Origin of the sequence: Aurantimonas coralicida DSM 14790, from assembly GCF_000421645.1 — a bacterium.
In the GTDB taxonomy this organism is placed as follows: Bacteria; Pseudomonadota; Alphaproteobacteria; order Rhizobiales; family Rhizobiaceae; genus Aurantimonas; species Aurantimonas coralicida.
Genome location: NZ_ATXK01000009.1, coordinates 12147 through 28489 on the forward strand (window position 1 = coordinate 12147; position 16343 = coordinate 28489).

The 16343-nt window shown below is 67.3% G+C and carries 13 protein-coding genes and 1 pseudogene; 8 read left to right on the top strand and 6 right to left on the bottom strand.

Annotated elements, in window-relative coordinates; genetic code table 11:
- Window positions 1-19: 19 nt before the first annotated feature.
- Window positions 20-898 (bottom strand): NAD(P)-dependent oxidoreductase, encoded by an 879-nt coding sequence (locus H536_RS0116700; RefSeq protein ID WP_024351550.1) that lies wholly within the window; start codon window positions 896-898, stop codon window positions 20-22.
- A gap of 175 nt (window positions 899-1073) precedes the next feature.
- Between H536_RS0116700 and H536_RS0116705 the strand changes: the two genes are divergently transcribed.
- The 5 genes from H536_RS0116705 to H536_RS0116725 all read left to right on the top strand — a co-directional run bounded on the left by H536_RS0116705 (window position 1074) and on the right by H536_RS0116725 (window position 5202).
- A complete protein-coding gene (locus H536_RS0116705) occupies window positions 1074-2072 on the top strand; it encodes a TRAP transporter substrate-binding protein (RefSeq protein ID WP_024351551.1) in 999 nt (332 codons plus the stop codon).
- A gap of 66 nt (window positions 2073-2138) precedes the next feature.
- Window positions 2139-2720 carry a TRAP transporter small permease gene (locus tag H536_RS23380; protein WP_024351552.1) on the top strand — a complete coding sequence of 194 codons (582 nt, stop codon included), beginning with the start codon at window positions 2139-2141 and terminating at the stop codon, window positions 2718-2720.
- A gap of 28 nt (window positions 2721-2748) precedes the next feature.
- Window positions 2749-4029: a TRAP transporter large permease gene (locus tag H536_RS0116715; protein ID WP_024351553.1), complete on the top strand. Its 1281-nt coding sequence runs from the start codon at window positions 2749-2751 to the stop codon at window positions 4027-4029.
- A gap of 105 nt (window positions 4030-4134) precedes the next feature.
- Window positions 4135-4623 (top strand): DUF3429 domain-containing protein, encoded by a 489-nt coding sequence (locus H536_RS0116720; RefSeq protein ID WP_035695140.1) that lies wholly within the window; start codon window positions 4135-4137, stop codon window positions 4621-4623.
- Between the two features lie 99 nt (window positions 4624-4722).
- Entirely contained in the window at window positions 4723-5202 is a 480-nt protein-coding gene (locus H536_RS0116725) for a TspO/MBR family protein (RefSeq protein WP_024351556.1), read from the top strand.
- 25 nt (window positions 5203-5227) lie between these two features.
- Here H536_RS0116725 and H536_RS0116730 read toward each other — a convergent pair whose 3' ends face one another.
- From H536_RS0116730 to H536_RS0116745, 4 genes are all read right to left on the bottom strand, one after another.
- A complete protein-coding gene (locus H536_RS0116730) occupies window positions 5228-6574 on the bottom strand; it encodes a TadE/TadG family type IV pilus assembly protein (RefSeq protein WP_024351557.1) in 1347 nt (448 codons plus the stop codon).
- 150 nt (window positions 6575-6724) lie between these two features.
- A complete protein-coding gene (locus H536_RS0116735) occupies window positions 6725-9484 on the bottom strand; it encodes an ATP-binding protein (protein ID WP_024351558.1) in 2760 nt (919 codons plus the stop codon).
- 104 nt (window positions 9485-9588) lie between these two features.
- Complete coding sequence (locus H536_RS0116740; RefSeq protein ID WP_024351559.1) at window positions 9589-10785, bottom strand: EAL domain-containing response regulator; 1197 nt, start codon at window positions 10783-10785, stop codon at window positions 9589-9591.
- Between the two features lie 171 nt (window positions 10786-10956).
- Window positions 10957-11325: a Dyp-type peroxidase gene (locus H536_RS0116745; protein WP_024351560.1), complete on the bottom strand. Its 369-nt coding sequence runs from the start codon at window positions 11323-11325 to the stop codon at window positions 10957-10959.
- 620 nt (window positions 11326-11945) lie between these two features.
- Here H536_RS0116745 and H536_RS25510 point away from each other — a divergent pair.
- The 3 genes and pseudogenes from H536_RS25510 to H536_RS0116760 form a co-directional block, all read left to right on the top strand.
- Window positions 11946-12542 (top strand): annotated as a pseudogene (locus H536_RS25510) (alcohol dehydrogenase catalytic domain-containing protein); the annotation flags it as partial.
- Between the two features lie 549 nt (window positions 12543-13091).
- Window positions 13092-13487 carry a DUF427 domain-containing protein gene (locus H536_RS0116755; RefSeq protein WP_024351562.1) on the top strand — a complete coding sequence of 132 codons (396 nt, stop codon included), beginning with the start codon at window positions 13092-13094 and terminating at the stop codon, window positions 13485-13487.
- 181 nt (window positions 13488-13668) lie between these two features.
- A complete protein-coding gene (locus H536_RS0116760; RefSeq protein ID WP_024351563.1) occupies window positions 13669-14628 on the top strand; it encodes a lysylphosphatidylglycerol synthase domain-containing protein in 960 nt (319 codons plus the stop codon).
- On the opposite strand, the gene H536_RS0116765 is transcribed toward H536_RS0116760, so the two are convergent.
- Window positions 14615-16114, bottom strand: coding sequence for a phospholipase D-like domain-containing protein (locus tag H536_RS0116765; RefSeq protein WP_060576978.1), 1500 nt, complete (start codon window positions 16112-16114; stop codon window positions 14615-14617). The two genes, H536_RS0116760 and H536_RS0116765, sit on opposite strands and share 14 nt — an antisense overlap.
- Window positions 16115-16343 lie beyond the last annotated feature (229 nt).

A 16343-nucleotide genomic window follows, 5' to 3' on the forward strand; every position in this document is an offset into this window, starting at 1 on the left:
CCGCCGGCGTCGCGAGGCGTCAGGCCTTGCGGCCGACCTTCGGAAGGAGCTTCACGACGGCCGAGCCGTCAAGTTCGCCATCGCCCTGCGCGACCAGCATGCGGAACATCGTCATGGCCTGGGCGCTCATCGGAAGAGCGAGATGCTGGGCCTTGGTGGCCGAATGCAGCATCTCGAAATCCTTCAGGATCTGGCGGGCATAGCCGCGCGGCGCGAAATCCTCCTCCACCATGCGCGGATAGATCGCCTGCAGGACCGCCGAATTGCCCAGCCCCGGCTCCAGCGCGTGCGGGATCTTGGCGGCGTCGACGCCATAGGCCTGGGCCAGGCGCAGCGCTTCGGCAGCGACGCAGTAATTGGTCAGGCACAGCACCTGGTTGACCAGCTTGGTCGCCTGGCCGGTGCCGATGGCGCCCATATGGGTGGCGCGGCCAAGCTGCTCGAGCATCGGCGTGACCGCCTCCGCCGCCGGCTCGGAGCCACCGAACATGATCGCCAGATTGCCGGTCTCGGCAGCGCCCGGCCCGCCGGAGACCGGGGCATCGACGAACCGGCCGCCAACCGCCTCGATCGCCGCGGCGACCTGGTGCGTCACCGCCATCTCGGTGGTCGAGAAGTCGACCACGGTGCGGCCCGACAGCTTGCGCGAGGCGACGAGGCCGTCCGCGCCCGTGACGACGGACGCCACCGCGTCGCTGGTGGTCAGGCACAGCGTGATGATGTCGGCCTCGGCGCAGAGAGCGGCCAGCGAGCCGGCCGGCTCGACGCCCCAGGCGGCAGCGGCCGTGACCTTCTCCGCCTCACGGTCGTGGCCGATCACGCGATAGTCCAGTTCGCGCAGCCGCTTGGTGAAGCCGCTGCCCATCAGGCCCAGGCCGATGAATCCGATCGTCGTCATGTTCCGTCCTCCCATGTGCGCCCCGCCCTCTCGACGCGGCGCGAAAACCTGCCGGCCCGATCGTCCTCCGCACCGGGCTAGGCAAATGTAATTTGGTATGCCAGAATTCTCTAGTCCGTTGGAGGAGCCTTTGGCAAACGGACGGGGGACAATCGTCAATTCGGGAGGAAACGACGTGTCATTGATCAAGAAACTCGCTCTGGGGCTTGCTGCCTGTGGGTTCTCGCTTGCTGGCGCCACCGCCGGCGCACAGGCCGTGGACTTGCGTTACGCCCATGTGGGCTCGGAAGGTGACATCCAGCATTGGTATGCGGAACGCGCGAAGGAGCGGATTCCGGAGGCGACGGAGGAGCGTGTCACCGTCACCGTCTTCCCGAATTCGCAACTCGGCGGCGTGCAGGAACTGATCGACGGCGTGCGCAGCGGCTCGATCTCCATGGGGCACCATGAATTCGCCTCGCTGGCGCAGCTCGTCGACGACATCGCGGTGTTCTCGGCACCCTTCGTCTATCGCGACGGCGCCCATGCTCTGGCCGCCACCGATCCGCAGACCTCCGACGTCATGCAGGAATTCAACGCGCAGCTCGTCGAGAAGGGCGGCATGCGCATCATCGGCCGGCTGTTCCGCGGCGCCCGGCAGATGACCGCCAACCAGGCGGTCCGGACGCCGGCCGACCTGGAGGGCAAGCCCTTCCGAGGCGTGCCGCTGCAGCTCTGGACGACGATGGTCTCCGGCTTCGGCGCCATCCCGACCCCGGTGGAGGTCAGCGAGCTGCCGACCGCGCTGATGACCGGCATGGTCGTCGGTCAGGAAAACCCGCTCACCATGATCAACGCCAACGGCCTCTACGAGGTACAGACCCACGTCATGCTGACCGGCCACATGCAGAACGTGCTGCCGGTCTTCATCAACGAGGATGTCTGGCAGTCGATCGACGAGAAGGACCAGACCGCGATCCTGGAAACCCTCGACACGCTGGCCGACGAGACGCTCGAGCAGGCGATGACGGCGGAAAAGGACCTCGTCGGCGAACTCACCGACAAGGGCATGACCTTCATCACCGAAGCCGACGGCCTCGACATCGAAGCCTTCCGCGCCGGCGTCGACGCCCAGGTCGCCAAGGACTTCCCGAGCTGGGGTCCGTACATGGAGCGCATCCGCGCCATCCAGTAGGCCACGATCGACAACCCGCGAACCCCTGCCGCCTGCCGGTGGGGGTTCCCTGCCGTGGATTGTGCCATGAGCGATCTCAATTCCGACGACTATCTCGACGTCACCCATGCCGATGCCCGGGTGGGCACGGCCGACCGCGTTCTCGAACCGGTCCGGCGGGTGTTCCGCGCCGTTTCGGTGCTGCTTCTGGCGGTGATGATCGGCCTGCCGGTGCTGCAGGTGGTGCTGCGGCAGTTCTTCTCGCGACCCTTCATGGGCGCCGAGGAACTGGCGCGTTTCATGCTGATCTGCGTGGTGTTCGTGACGCTGCCCTATGTCGTCTCGTCCGGCGCCTCGATCCGCATGGAAGAGGTGCTGTCGGCCCTGCCCGAGCGGCTGCGCCGGGTGCTGCGGGTGGCGATCCCGGCCACCGGCGGCCTCGCCTTCGCCGTGGCCGCGACCTCGGTCGCCATAGCCACGCTGCGCAATCTCGACAATGCGACGCCGACGCTGAACATCCCCTACTGGATCTTCTTCGCGTCCGGCTTCCTCGGTCTGACGCTGGCGGCCGTCGAATGCGCGCTGCAGACCCTGAAGGCCTGGCGCCATGACCCCCTCTACGTGACCTTCGCGCAGGAACAGCCGAGCGAAGACGTGGTGCACATCTAGGGCCACGCGCCCGCACGAGGCCTATTCGATGAGCAGTTTCGCAATTCTGGGCGGCTTTGCGCTGTCCTTCCTTCTGGGCTGGCCGGTGGTACTGGCCATCCTGATCCCGTCGGTGCTGTACGTCCTTCTCGGCAACATCCCGATCGAGCTGATCGGCCAGCGCATGAGCTACGCGCTGGATTCCTTTCCGCTGGTGGCCGTGCCGATCTTCATCTTCGTCGGCAATCTGATGAACCAGGCCGGCATCACCGAGCGCATCTTCAAGTTCGCCGACACGCTGGTCGGCCGGGTGCCGGGCGGGCTGGGCCAGGTCAATGTCGTCTCCAGCCTGATCTTCTCGGGCATGAGCGGCGCGGCGCTCGCCGATGTCGGCGGTCTCGGCAAGATCGAGGTGAAGGCGATGGCCGAGCGCGGCTTCGACCGCGGTTTTGCCGGCGCCCTGACCGGCGCCTCGGCGGTGGTCGGGCCGATCTTCCCGCCGTCGATCCCGCTGATCATCTACGGCTCGGTGACCAGCGTCTCGATCGTGCAGCTGCTGCTCGCCGGCATCATCCCGGCGGTCATGTGCGTGATCCTCTTGATGATCACCGTGGCGATCCTTGCCTATCGCAACGACTTCCCGCGCTCGGAGCGCTGGCCGACCCTGCGCCAGCTCGGCGCCGATTTCGTCCCGGCGCTGCCGGCCCTGATGACCCCGGTGCTGCTCGTCGCCGGGATGCTGCTCGGCTATTTCACGCCGACGGAAGCGGCGGCGGTCACGGTGGTCTACGTGCTCCTGATCAGCGGTCTCGTCTATCGCACGCTCACCGTCGAGCATCTGCTCAGCTCCGCCTATGAGACAGTGAAGAGCAGCTCGGCCATCCTGATCATCGTCGCCGCGGCGTCGATCTTCGGCTGGATCCTGGCGATCGAGCAGATCCCGCAGATGGCGGCGCGCTGGCTTTTGACCGTCAGCACCGATCCGCTGATGCTGCTCCTGGTGGTGAACGTGCTGCTGCTGATCGTCGGCATGTTCCTGGACTCGACCACGGCGACGCTGCTGGTCGTGCCGATCATCGCCCAGCCGCTGCACATGGCGGGCGTCGATCCGGTGCATCTGGGCATCGTGACGATCTTCAACCTGATGCTGGGCCTCCTGACCCCGCCGATGGGGCTGGCGCTGTTCCTGCTCAGCGACATCACGCGGGTGTCGATGCGGCAGATCCTGATCAAGATGATGCCGCTCTACGTGCCGCTGGTGCTGACGCTGGTCATCCTGACGGTGTTCCCGGAAGTCTCGCTTTGGCTGCCGAAGATGATCCGCAACTAGGCGGCACGTCGCCCGCAAGCGGCGATCCGAACACCGCGCGTCCACGACCCCGCCGGAACCCGGCGGGGTCGTTGCCGTTTGGCCCCCGCAACGGAAAGGGCCGACATGGACAGCCGCGAGCGCAGGAGAGGGGAGCCGGACGGGTCGCCCCGGATCGACCGGCTGTTCGCCTATGGGGCGATGCTGCCGCTGATCGCCGGCGCGCTGGTCCTGTGGTTCGCGCCGGAGGCCCAGTCCTTCCTGGCGCTGAATCTCACCCTGTTCTGGGGCGCATCGGTGCTGCTGTTCATTGCCGGCGTGCGGCGCGGAGCGAGCCTCAGCCAGACGGGCGGTGCGGCCATTGCCGAGATCGCCGCCATGCTCGGGCTGTTTATCGCCGGCGTCGCCAGCCTCGTGGCGACCATCTGGGCGTTTCCGCTGGTCGCGGCGCTGCTGCAGATTGCCGGCTTTGCCAGTCTCGCGATCCTCGACCGGGTCGCTGCACCCCACGACCGGCCGCTGCCGGCCGAGCGGTTGCGGCCGTTGCAGATCTGCGTTCCCATCGCGGTGCTCGCCGCTGTGGCGATCTGGATCTGGCGGAGCCCGTTTCTCTAGACAATCCGTCGCGGATTTTCGTGATCCGCGCCACCCTATATCCGGTGAGCGTCCGCCCCTGCGGACGGCGCCACGATCCATTCCGATCGGGAGATCATCATGAGCCTTGCGGCGATCGCCAGCCTTTTCGTCTTTATCGCCATCGTCGCGGTCGTCGCGATCAGCGGCGTGGTGTTCAAGCCGGGGCCCTGGTACGCCCGCCTCGAGAAGCCGGGCTGGACGCCGCCGAACCTCGCCTTTCCGATCGTCTGGACAATTCTCTATCTGATGATCGCGGTGGCCGGCTGGCGGGTCTACGAGACCGCCGGCCTGGTGGCGCTGCCCTTCGCCGTCTACGGCCTGCAGCTCGTCCTCAACGCCGCCTGGTCGGGCCTGTTCTTCGGCCTGCACCGTCCCGGCCTCGCCTTTGCCGACGTCGTGGCGATGGCCGGCGTGATCGCCGTGAACATCGCGCTGTTCGCGCCGATCGATGCGATCGCGGCCTGGCTGCTGGTGCCGTATCTCGCCTGGGCCGGGCTGGCCGCGTGCCTCAATTATTCGGTCTGGCGTCGCAATCCCGGTGCGTTCGCGGACGCCTGAGAGAGGCTCCTGTCGCGGCGCGCGCTTACTTGCTGAGCGCGATATTGCCGCCGACCGGGCCGACGCCGGCCGGGACCGGCACGTCGGAATCTGCGTAATTGGCGTTGAGGACCAGTTTCACGCCCGAGGTGATGGTGATTTTGTCCGCAACGAGGGCCGTCCAGTCCGAGAACTCGCCGACATTGGACTTGCAGCCGGGCGAGCCCGTCTCGGCCGGATCGTCGGCGGCGGTGATGTCGCATTTGCCGTCGGCATTCTTGTCGCCGCCGATGGTGAGCTCGTCATTGGGCAGGTAGATCGTGCCGATCATGCGCCGGGCGTTGGCGCTTTCGATCTTGAAGCTGCGGCCGCTGTCCTTCTCGCTATCGGCATAGATCAGGATGCCGGCCATCGGCCCGTCCTTCGCAGCCGACAGGGAAATCGACGAATCGTTCTTCAGATCGAGGCTGGAGTTCTTGCCGATGAAGACGAGGCTGACATCGTCGCCGGTGATCTCGGTGCCCTTGTGGAGCTTCACCTTGGCGTCCCAGAAGATGTAGGTGCCGGGCCGCAGGGTGATCTTCGACCCGCTGACCTGGAGATTGCCGCAATAGGTGCCGGGCCACAGGATCTGGTTGTTGTTCGAGATCTTCTGGTTCTTGTGATCGCATTTCGTCGGGACCGGCGGAATGCGCGAGGTCAGGGGATCGCTGACGGCCGGGCAATCGGTGAGCGGCAAGGGTTCGTAGTTCGACTCGATCCCGTCATAGCCGCCGGAGGAGCAGGCGAGTTCGCTCGAGAGCTTCGCCACCTTGGTGACCGACAGGCCGCTGGGATCGATCGAGTTGGAATACACCGCGCAATCGGCCGCCTGGACCTGGGCATTGCCCGAAATGTCGATGGCCTTCTTGCCCTCCTTGGTGAGCGCGATGGCACAGATGCGGCCGCCGCCGGCAATCCGCGCCGTGGCGCTGGCCGTGAGTTCGCCGATCACGCCGGTCAGGTCGGGCATGGGCAGCGACTTGCCGAAATCCTTGCTGAGCGTGACCGTGACCTCGGTGGAAATGGCGGATTCCGCAGCCGTCGCATCCGATCGGCCGCCGATCTTGACGTCGATCGAGACGCCTTCGGCCTGGTTGCCGAGATTGGTCATGGCGAAGGAATAGGCGACGCTCTTCAGCACCTCCGGCCGGCTGTTGGCCATGTAGAGTTCGCGCGCGGCCGCCAGGGCTGCGCTGTCGGCGGCGCTCTGCAGGCGGGAATGGGCGGATTGAGCGGTCGAGAGATTGACGACGCTGCCCATGATGAAAATCAGGAGCGGCGTGAGCAAGGCCACGATGGCGGCGACATTGCCACTGGTCGAGGCTGCGAAGGCATTCAGACGGTGCGTCATGTCATGCCTCCTCTGTCAGGGTGCCGGTTGTGGTGAGATGACGAATTTTTCTTAGCTCACAAGCCTTTAGGACGAGGTGAATCCGGCGTTTCGCATTTGAGCTTTCGCGTGTCCGAGGCGTCGTCCGGGCGGTGATGTCCCGGACCGCCTTCATGCCGACTGCTCGGCTGCATCGGCGTCCGGCGCGGTCGCGAGTGCCGCAAGGGCGTCGTGGCTGTCGGCCAGCGTGGCCGCGATCTCGTCGAGCATGCCGGGCGCGATCGGCTCGCCCGCCTGGGCCGCCGCCTCGACAGTGCCGCAGAGCCCGGCCGCGCGGGCGGCACCGGCGCTGTTGCACATGGATTTCAGCGCGTGGGCCAGCCGGGCCGTCTCGTCGCTGCCGGCTGCCACGGCCTCCCGTAGGTCGGCCAGCGCCTTCGGTGCGTTGGCCGCGAACAGGCCGACGATCTTCTGCAGAACGGCCGGGCCGCTGCGCTTCACCAGCGATGCCAGCATGTCCAAGGTTGCCGGATCGAGGAGGGGACCGTTCGCGTGGGCCGGCAACGGGGCGTCGATGGACGGACCCTCCGGCTTTGACCCGGGCTGGTCGTTCGCCGGGCGGGTGCCGGCAAAGTCGCCGAGGACCCGCGAGATCTGCGGGATCGTGAAGGGCTTGGTCAGATAGGCGTTCATGCCCGCGCTCTGCCACTCGCCGGCGCTGCCCGGGTCCTTGTGGGCGGTCAGCGCGACGATGGTCGCGGGCTGGCGGCCGGCATGCCGCTCGCCCTCGCGGATGAGGCGCGTCGCGGTGAAGCCGTCCATGCCGGGCATGGAGCAGTCCATGAAGATGATGTCGTAGGCGTCCCGCTCGGTCATCGCCACGGCGGTCTCGCCGCTCTCGGCCAGCGCCGCGGTGACGCCGAGCGTGGCCAGGGCTTCCTTCAGCACCTCGCGATTGACCGCGACGTCGTCCACCGCGAGGACGCGCAGGCCGGACATGTCGGGCAGTTTCGCCGCGGTCTCCATGGCCGGGGTGTCGTCGCGCAGGGCCGCGAAATCGCCGGTCGCGAGCGCCTGCGCCAGATGCTCGATCTCGCTGCGGCGCAGCGGCAGCGCCATGGCGCCGGCGACCGCGAGGTCGGCGGTCTCGCCCTCCGCGACGCGGGCGTCGCTGGCGCGCAGTACCACGATCGGCGGATGCGCGGTGGAGGAAGCGGTCGCCAGACGGGCCAGATGCGCCTCGCGCGTCAGGACCAGCGCCGGGGCGGGGCCGGTTTCGTCGCCGCGCAGAACCGTGGCGCCGCGCCGGATGAGGAGGGTGGCGGTCGCCTCGCTGGTGATCGGGTCGGCGTCGAGAAGCCGGATCGTGCGGCCGGAAAGGCTCTGCGGCCGCGGCGCGGGGCGGTGGATCTCCAGCGCGACCTCGAAGCCGAAGCAGGAGCCGACGCCTTCCTCGCTGGTCACCCGCACGGAGCCGCCCATGGCCTCCACCAGCTGCTTGGAGATCGCGAGACCCAGGCCGGTGCCGCCGAACTTGCGGGTGATCGTCTGGTCCGCCTGGGTGAAGCGGCCGAACAGCTTGCCCAGCTTGTCGGCGGGAATGCCGATGCCGGTGTCGCGGATGGTGAAGCCCAGCATCGGGGGCCCGCCGGCGTCCCTGGGCGCAAGGCACTCGACCGCGATGGTGACGCCGCCGGTCTCGGTGAATTTCAGGGCGTTGTTGACGAGGTTGGTCAGCACCTGGGAGATGCGGACCGGATCGCCGATCACTTCGGCCGGCACGTCGGCGTCGATCATGGTGGCGATGGACAGCGATTTCTCGCGGGCCTTTTCGGCGAACAGGCTGGCGACGTCCTCGACCAGGGTGTCGACCGACAGCGGGATCTCTTCCAGGTCGAGGCGGCCGGCCTCGATCTTGGACATGTCCAGAATGTCGTTGAGGATGTTCAGGAGCCCGCGCCCGGAGCGCAGGATGATCTCGGCATGGCGTAGATAGCGGCCCGGGATCGGCGCCGCCGACAGCATCTCCGCCATGACCAGCATGCCGTTCATCGGGGTGCGGATCTCATGGCTGACCGTGGCGAGGAATTCCGACTTGGCGGCATTGGCCCGCTCGGCCTCGTCCCTGGCGCTGCGCATTTCGGCGGTGCGCAGGGTGACCGTGTCCTCCAGCGTTTCGCGGTGGCGCTGCAGCAGCCGGTCGCGTTCGTCAATGCGGGCGAACATGTCGTTGAAGGCCCCGGAGAGAACGCCGACTTCGTCGTTCGAGGTCACCTGCAGTCGTTTCGACAGATCCGAACGCGCGCCGATATCGGCGAACTCGCCGGCCAGGGCACGCAGCGGATCGATGATCCGGGCGATTCTCATCCACGCAACCAGAACCGTCACCGCCAGGACGGAGGCGCCGACCAGAAGCGAGATCAGGAGATTGTGGAGATACAGGCCGCGCAGCCAGGCGATGTCGGCATGGATGGCGATCGTGCCAACGACGATGCCGCCCTTGCGGACGGGGGCGGCCCCGGTGATCGTATCCGCGAAGAACACCGACGTCAGTGTCCCGTCGCCGAGACTGCGATCGGTGCTGACGAGGGCTTCCGAGGTTCCGATCTCGGCCACCGTCCGGCCCTCGGAATCGGCCGCGCTGGCGTAGCGCACATGGGCCAGGTCACGGATCCCGCGCAGGACCTCCAGCGTGCCGCGGCGGTCGTTTTCGGCGATGGCGTTGGAGGCGGCGGCGGCGAAAGCGGCGGCCGAGCTTTTCAGGCGGTTCTCTTCGGCGGTGACCGTCTGGCGGAAATCCTGGTAGACGAAGAAGCCGACGGTGCTGGTGACGCCGACCATGACCGCCAGCACGACGACCAGCGACAGGCGGAACCCGAGGGAGCGCCAGAGTCGGACCCGCGGGGCGGGGGCCTGTCGTGATGCGGGCATAAGTCTATCCTGCGCGCATGGTTCTGCGCCACCGTGACCGCGGCGCCGTCACGGCCGGACGGGGCGGCGCGGAATCAAAACCCGGCTGAGCCCCAGCCACCGGGTCAGGCCGAGCCGAACCGGCGCGCGGCATGCGCGAAGTCGGTGAGGACGAAGGCGTCGGCGGCCGGCAGGGGCTTGCTGTACAGATAGCCCTGGACGATGCGGATGCCGGCCTCGCGGACGATGGCGAGTTCTTCGGTCGTCTCGACCCCCTCAGCCACCACCGCCATGCCGAGATCCTTTGCCGTGGTCGCCGTGTTCTCCAGGAAGCGCCGCGAGATGCGGTCGTGAACGCAGGCCTGGACGATGGAGCGGTCGACCTTCAGCTCGCTGAACGGGCACAGGCGCAGCAGCGCGAAATTGGCACTGCCGGTGCCGTAATCGTCGATCGAGACGCCGAAGCCCGCCATGCGCGCCCGCGTCAGGATCTCGATCATGTCGGTCATCGAGCTGGGCAGGGCGGTTTCGGTCAGTTCGAAGGTGATGCCGGACGGGTCCAGGTCGCGCTCGGCCGCCAGGCCGAACAGTGCCGGCATGACATGGGGGACCTCGATGATCCGGGCATCGAGGTTGATCGAGACGCGGCGCGTGACGCCCTTGGCCCGCCATGCGGCGATGTCATCCATGACCCGCGTTGCGATCTCGATGGTCAGGGGCGGAAGGTCGGCCTCGCTGAGGCCGGGATGGAAGACCGCCTGCGGTCCGAGGATCTCGCCGCCGACGGTGTCGAGCCGGATCAGTGCCTCGAGGCCGGTCACTTCCAGCGAGACGAGGTCCACCTGGGGCTGGTAATAGGGCAGCAGCGTTCCGCGCGCGGTGGTGGACGCGGCGGCGCTGGCCGGCCTCCTGGTGGATCTCTGCTGTTGCGGGCAGGCTTCGCAGGCCTCCAGGAGCGCGACGAAATCGGCTGTTCGGATCGGCTTCTTCATGGAGCCGCAGATGCGCACGCCGAGCATCTCGCCCATGCGGCGGGCCGCGTCGAGGATGGCCTCGGATTCACCGCTCGACAGCAACACGGCGCCGCCATAGCCCTGCTCGCCGAGGCTGCGCAGATAGGCGAGACCGTCCATTTTCGGCATGTTCAGGTCGAGGACGATGACGTCGATCGGATGGCGTGCCGCGCGCAGCGCCGCCAGTCCCTCGACGCCGTCGCATGCCGTCGTCACCGTATGGTCACCCAGGGACAGCACGACGCTCTCGGCCACTGCGAGGAAGATGGGGTCGTCGTCAACGACGAGAATATGATGCGCAGTCGCCATGAAGCCTCCTGGGGACCGCTAACATCCCAGCCGGGAACGAAAAAACGGTTACCAGAGCAGGGCAGATGCGCGATTGTCTGACGGAAAGGTCAGATTTCCAGCTGCCATGGTTCGGCGCGGCCGTTCGGGGCGGGGGAACCCACGCGTTGCCAGCCCTGCGGGCCAAGCCGCTTATGCCGGACCGGGATCGCCGGCGAGGATCTTCAGGCTCGCGAGGCTCGGGGCAAAGAACAGCGACAACCCCTTGTAACGGATGAAATCCCGCAAGGGCAGATCCAGCGCCGTCCCGTCGGCCAGGGGGATATGGGCCGAGGCGAATGCCTTCGGCTTGTCGCGCAGTCCGAACATGCTGTCCTGACGCCGCCAGCCCTGTTTCACATCATAAAAGCGATCGCTGAAGCCGGTTTCCTGCATCCAGCGAATGATCGTGTAGAGCTGTTCGTTGATGCGGGCGCAGGCGAAGATGCCGACAAGGCCGCGGTCCTGGCCGTCATCGACGGAGCCGGCGAGCGACGGGCCGTAGGAGAATCCGCGTCGCACGAGCGAAGCCCTCGGATTGTCACGCTAGTCTTTGCTTTGCCCGGACAGGGTCGAGCCGGAACGGCATCGCCGTCTTGGAGCCGCGTGTGGAGCGCGCGGGCGCGACCGTTCCACCGGTCGGATGATATGTCGGCCCGGCAGCGGACGACCCGGAACGGGATCAGGGCTACCTCCCATCCAGCATGTCGCTTTGCATTAGCTTACGAAAGGGAAGGTTTGTGCGTGATGTGTCGGCGCACGCCGCGAACGCCCGACGATGCCGTCTCCTGTAAGACACCGGACATCGACGCTAAACGACGCGACCGGGAACGCTGGCACCGTGCGACGCGACCGGACTGGCGGTCGGCAGCCGGCCATCAAAACAGCAACGGATCAAGGTCCGGCCGTCTGAGTTGATCTTCAATGCAGTGGCACAGTCCGCCGCGTCTGCTGTCGCTGTTGCTTGCTCCATCGAAGCGAGCCACCACGCATAGCTACGAGGATCCAGCAAAATGAGAGCTGTCGTTTTTCACGGTATCCGCGACATTCGCCTGGACACGGTCCCCGACCCGACCATCAAGCAGCCGACCGACGCCATCGTGCGGATCACGTCGAGCGCCATCTGCGGAACCGACCTGCACATGATCCGCGGGTCGATGCCCGGGATGGTCGAGGGCACCGTCATGGGGCACGAGGGTGTCGGCGTGATCGAGGAGGTGGGCAGCAGCGTCCGCAATCTGCGCCCCGGCCAGCGCGTCGTGATCCCGTCGACGATCGCCTGCGGCCACTGTTCCTACTGCCGCGACGGCTATACCGCCCAGTGCGACGACGCCAATCCGAACGGGCATCTCGCCGGGACGGCCTTCTATGGCGGCCCGCAGCCGACCGGCCCCTTCGACGGGCTGCAGGCGGAATATGCCCGCATCCCCCATGCCAACGTCAATCTCGTGCCGCTGCATCCGGAGATCACCGACCATCAGGCGATCTGCCTGTCCGACATTGCCTCCACCGGCTGGTTCGGCGCCGACATCGCCGATATCGAGGCCGGCCGCGGCAAGACGGTGCTGGTGATGGGCTGCGGTCCGGTCGGGCTGTTCAGCATATTGGGGGCCTGGCACAAGGGCGCCCAGCGGGTGATCGCCGTCGACCGCCTGCCGGACCGGCTGGACAAGGCGCGCGAACTGGGCGCCGAGACGATCAATTTCGAGGAAGAGAACCCGATCGAGGCGATCCGCGAACTCACCGGCGGCATCGGTCCGGACCGGGCGATCGATGTCGTTGGGGTCGATGCCTTCATGCCCACCAAGGGGCCGATGCGGGTCCTGGAAAAGCGCGCCGAGCAATATGCTGAGCAGGTCGAGCGGCTGGCCGAGGCGGGCGCCGACACCAATGCGGCGCATTTTGCCGCCGGCGACGCGCCGTCCCTGTCCCTCGAATGGGCGACCGAGGCGCTGGCCAAGGCCGGCACCCTGGCGATCATCGGCGTCTATCCCCAGAGCCACAACGCCTTTCCGATCGGCACGGCGATGAACAAGAACATCACCATGCGGATGGGGAACGCCAACCACAAGAAATACGTCCAGGAACTGGTGGAATTGGTGCGGCGCGGCGGGCTGAAGCCCGAACATATCCTGTCGCAGATGGAACCGATGACCGACGTCATCGCTGCCTATGAGACCTTCGACGCCCAGAACAAGGGCTGGGTGAAAGTGGAACTGAACCCGGCCGCATGAGGCGCGTCGCCGTCCGCCTCGCGGCGGTTCACATGTGAAGGAAAGGAGAATGTCATGTCCGATGCCCGGACCCTGCAAACCGGCCGTTATGCCATCGACCACATCCGCAAGCCGGTGACGGTCTATTTCCACGACGACATCATCGCCAGCACCGACCATGCGCTTCTGGTGCGCGAGGAGGGCGCCGAGCCGATCTATTATATCCCCAGGGATCGCGTTCATACGGCGTTCTTCGTCGACAGCGACCGCGGCGGCGTGCCCGAAGCCAAGGGGCAGGCGCAGTTCTGGACGATCTCGGCGATGAACCGTGCCGGCCAGGACGCGGCCTGGGCCTATACGGAGCCGGTCGACGAACTGAGCGCCGTGCGCGACCATATCGCCTTCGATCCCACCCAGGTCCGGGTCGAGGTCGGAGGACCGCCCGCCGGTGCGGTCGAAGAGACCCTGTAAGGCGTGATCGGGGCGCTGCCGCGTGGCAGCGGCCTGCGTGGGTGCCGGCATGGAGCGGCGCCGCCGCGTCGCTGCCCGTCTGCCAGATGGACGGCGGCTCTGACAGCCTCCGGCGGCGGCGCGCGGCCACGGCCGGTGTCCGGCGTCGCCGGCCACTGACTTCTTGCGATCGGAGACGAACATGGATGCGGATGCGAAGGGTCGATGGCTGACCTGGCTCTGGCGCATCGGCATCGCCAGCTTCGTGGCGCTGGCCGGCTATCTGATCTGGCGGACGCTACGGGACTACAGCGTGGCCGAACTGATGCAGGCGCTGCGGGCGTTTCCCCTCGACCATCTGGCCCTGTCCGGCATGTTCGCGGCGGGAAGCTACGCGACGCTCACCCTGTTCGATCTTCTCGGCACCCGCTATGTCGGTCACAGGCTGGCCTATCCCAAGGTGGCGCTGGCCTCCTTCGTGTCGCTGTCGCTCGGCCATTCCATCGGCTTTGCCGGCCTGAGCAGCGGCGCCATCCGCTACCGCTTCTACCGGCGCTGGGGCCTGTCGACCGGTGACGTGGCCAAGCTGATCCTGTTTTCCGGGCTCACGGTGACCGTCGGCCTCGCCACCCTCGGCGCACTGGCCGTCCTTCTGCGCCCGGCGCTCGCGGCGGAGGTGACGGGTCTCGGCCAGGGCATGATCCTCGCCATCGGCGCCGTCGCGGCGCTGGGAGTCGTCATCTATCTGCTTCTGGCCGCCTTCCTGCGCCGCCCCCTGACATTCCGCTCCTTCGTCCTCGAAATGCCGAGCCTGCGCCTGGCGCTGGGGCAGGTCGTGCTCGGCGCCACCAATTTCGCCCTGGTCGCGGCCTGCCTCCATCAGGCGCTGCTCGGGATCGCCGAGGTCCCGTATCTGTCGGCGGCGACGGTCTATGTCCTCGCCAATGCCGGCGTCATGCTGACCCATGTGCCCGGCGGGCTCGGCGTCTTCGAAGCCGTCGTGGTGACGCTCCTGTCCGGCCGCGGCCTGCTGACGGCGGTGCTGGTCTTCCGCTTTACCTATTTCCTCGTGCCGCTGGCCATCGGTGGCCTGGTTCTGGCCGTCACCGAAACCGTCTGGCGCTCGAAGACGTCGTCGGACGCCTCGGTCAGGAGCAGCTGAAGCGGCCGCGCCACCAGGCTGGCGTGCCGAAGGGGGCGATCGGATCGAGCAGACGCGTGCCGAGTTGCGGCCGCCGCGGGCCTGAGGAGGCGAGGGCGGGAAAGCCGACGAGGCGCCGGTCGCCGCCGTTCAGCCGGTCGATGGTGCGGATCAGCGAACCGGTCTCCGCAAGCGTCTCCAGCACCGTCGCCGGATCGGCGCCGAGATGTTCGCCGACCAGCCGGGCCATGATCGTGCGGATCGCGGCCCGATGCTCGGTCGTGTCGGCGACGAGGCCGAGGTCGCATTCGGTGTCGACGCCGATGGAGCGGTTGTTGAAATTCGTCGAGCCGACCCGAAGGAAGCCGTCGTCGGCGACGAGGATCTTGGAATGGATGAAGATCTCGTCGGGGTAGGAGACCGGGCCTTGCATCGGATGGAAGACCCGCAGCCTGTCGTGCCGGTCGAACCGCTTCAGATGGCGCAGGAGCCGGTCCCGGTTCGTGCCTTCCGAGAGCTGCTCGACGAAGCCGTTCATGCTGCGCGTGGTGACGACCACGATCTCCGGGCCGTCCGGGGCTTCGAGCAGTTCGGGCAGGATCGTGCGGGCAAGCGCACCGGCGAAATACTGGTTCTCGATATAGATCGTCCGCCCTGCGCTGCGCAGCGCGTCGACCGTCAGCCAGGCCGCGTGGCGCACGGGCGGTGGACCGCGCCAGCCGCCGCCCGGATCGGTGACGGCGATGCCCGCCGGCACATGCCGGAAATCGGGTGACCGTTCCGGTTGGCCGGCGATCGGTCCTGTGGCCGGGCCGGCAAATCGCGGCGCCTCGCCAGTAGCCCGCTGCCAGCGCTCGGCCGCAATGGCCAGGAGGTCGTCGACCACCGGGCCCGTCAGGGCGACCTGGCAATCATGCACCGGCCGCGCCTTCGATCCGTCGGCCTCGACCCGGCGGCTGTCGGCGGGGCGATGCTCGGGCGTATCCCAGCGGCCGACGGTCAGGTCGATCCCGCCCACGAAGGCGAGCGCCCCGTCGATGAGGACGATTTTCTGGTGATGGGACGCGTAGAAGCGGTTCGTGCGGTCGAGCTTCAGATGGATCCGCGGATGATCCTGCCAGTCGCCGCCGAAGAGCAGCGACATGCCATGGCTGGGGGCATGCGCGACCGCGAAGCTCCAGATTAGGATGTGGATCTCGAGCGTCTCATGCGCCTCGACCAGCGAGCGCAGGCGGTCGCCCAGCGTCGTGCCGCTGCCATCCGCATCGGGGCGCAGGCGGACACTGGCGTCGAAGTCCCAGCCGACGATGACGATCGAGCGCCGGGCCTCTTCGAGACATTCGTCCAGACGCGCGAAATATCGCGCGCCATCGACGAGCACGGTGGCCGTCTCGGCACGCGAGACGCTTCGGCAGTTCCGCCCCGCCTGCAAGAGGGCGCAGGGTGCCGGCGCGTCTGCCGCGTCATGTCCGTACATGGTGGGGGCCTGGGTCGTGTCCTGCCTCATTCCGTCTCGCGTGTTCGTGAGGGAAACGTCAACCGACGGATATAGTCGCGCACATTCCGCCGGGAACGGGATGAGCATTGCTCCGGGAGCGCCGTCCGGCCGGCGGCGATCACGTGGCGGCACATAAGTCGCGAATTGCCCGGCCGAACGCGCTTCGTTGTCAGGCAACAGAAATCTCCATGCACACCGTGGTGGCCTCTTGTGACCCGGGGTCGCCGGTGCGGCGCTA

Bases quoted from the DNA above. Each gene is read 5' to 3' on its own strand.
- H536_RS0116720 (WP_035695140.1), top strand. From the start codon at position 4,135: ATGGACAGCCGCGAGCGCAGGAGAGGGGAGCCGGACGGGTCGCCCCGG.
- H536_RS0116760 (WP_024351563.1), top strand. From the start codon at position 13,669: ATGGATGCGGATGCGAAGGGTCGATGGCTGACCTGGCTCTGGCGCATC.
- H536_RS0116725 (WP_024351556.1), top strand. From the start codon at position 4,723: ATGAGCCTTGCGGCGATCGCCAGCCTTTTCGTCTTTATCGCCATCGTC.
- H536_RS0116730 (WP_024351557.1), bottom strand. From the start codon at position 6,574: ATGACGCACCGTCTGAATGCCTTCGCAGCCTCGACCAGTGGCAATGTC.
- H536_RS0116715 (WP_024351553.1), top strand. From the start codon at position 2,749: ATGAGCAGTTTCGCAATTCTGGGCGGCTTTGCGCTGTCCTTCCTTCTG.
- H536_RS0116735 (WP_024351558.1), bottom strand. From the start codon at position 9,484: ATGCCCGCATCACGACAGGCCCCCGCCCCGCGGGTCCGACTCTGGCGC.
- H536_RS0116765 (WP_060576978.1), bottom strand. From the start codon at position 16,114: ATGAGGCAGGACACGACCCAGGCCCCCACCATGTACGGACATGACGCG.
- H536_RS23380 (WP_024351552.1), top strand. From the start codon at position 2,139: ATGAGCGATCTCAATTCCGACGACTATCTCGACGTCACCCATGCCGAT.
- H536_RS0116740 (WP_024351559.1), bottom strand. From the start codon at position 10,785: ATGGCGACTGCGCATCATATTCTCGTCGTTGACGACGACCCCATCTTC.
- H536_RS0116755 (WP_024351562.1), top strand. From the start codon at position 13,092: ATGTCCGATGCCCGGACCCTGCAAACCGGCCGTTATGCCATCGACCAC.
- H536_RS0116700 (WP_024351550.1), bottom strand. From the start codon at position 898: ATGACGACGATCGGATTCATCGGCCTGGGCCTGATGGGCAGCGGCTTC.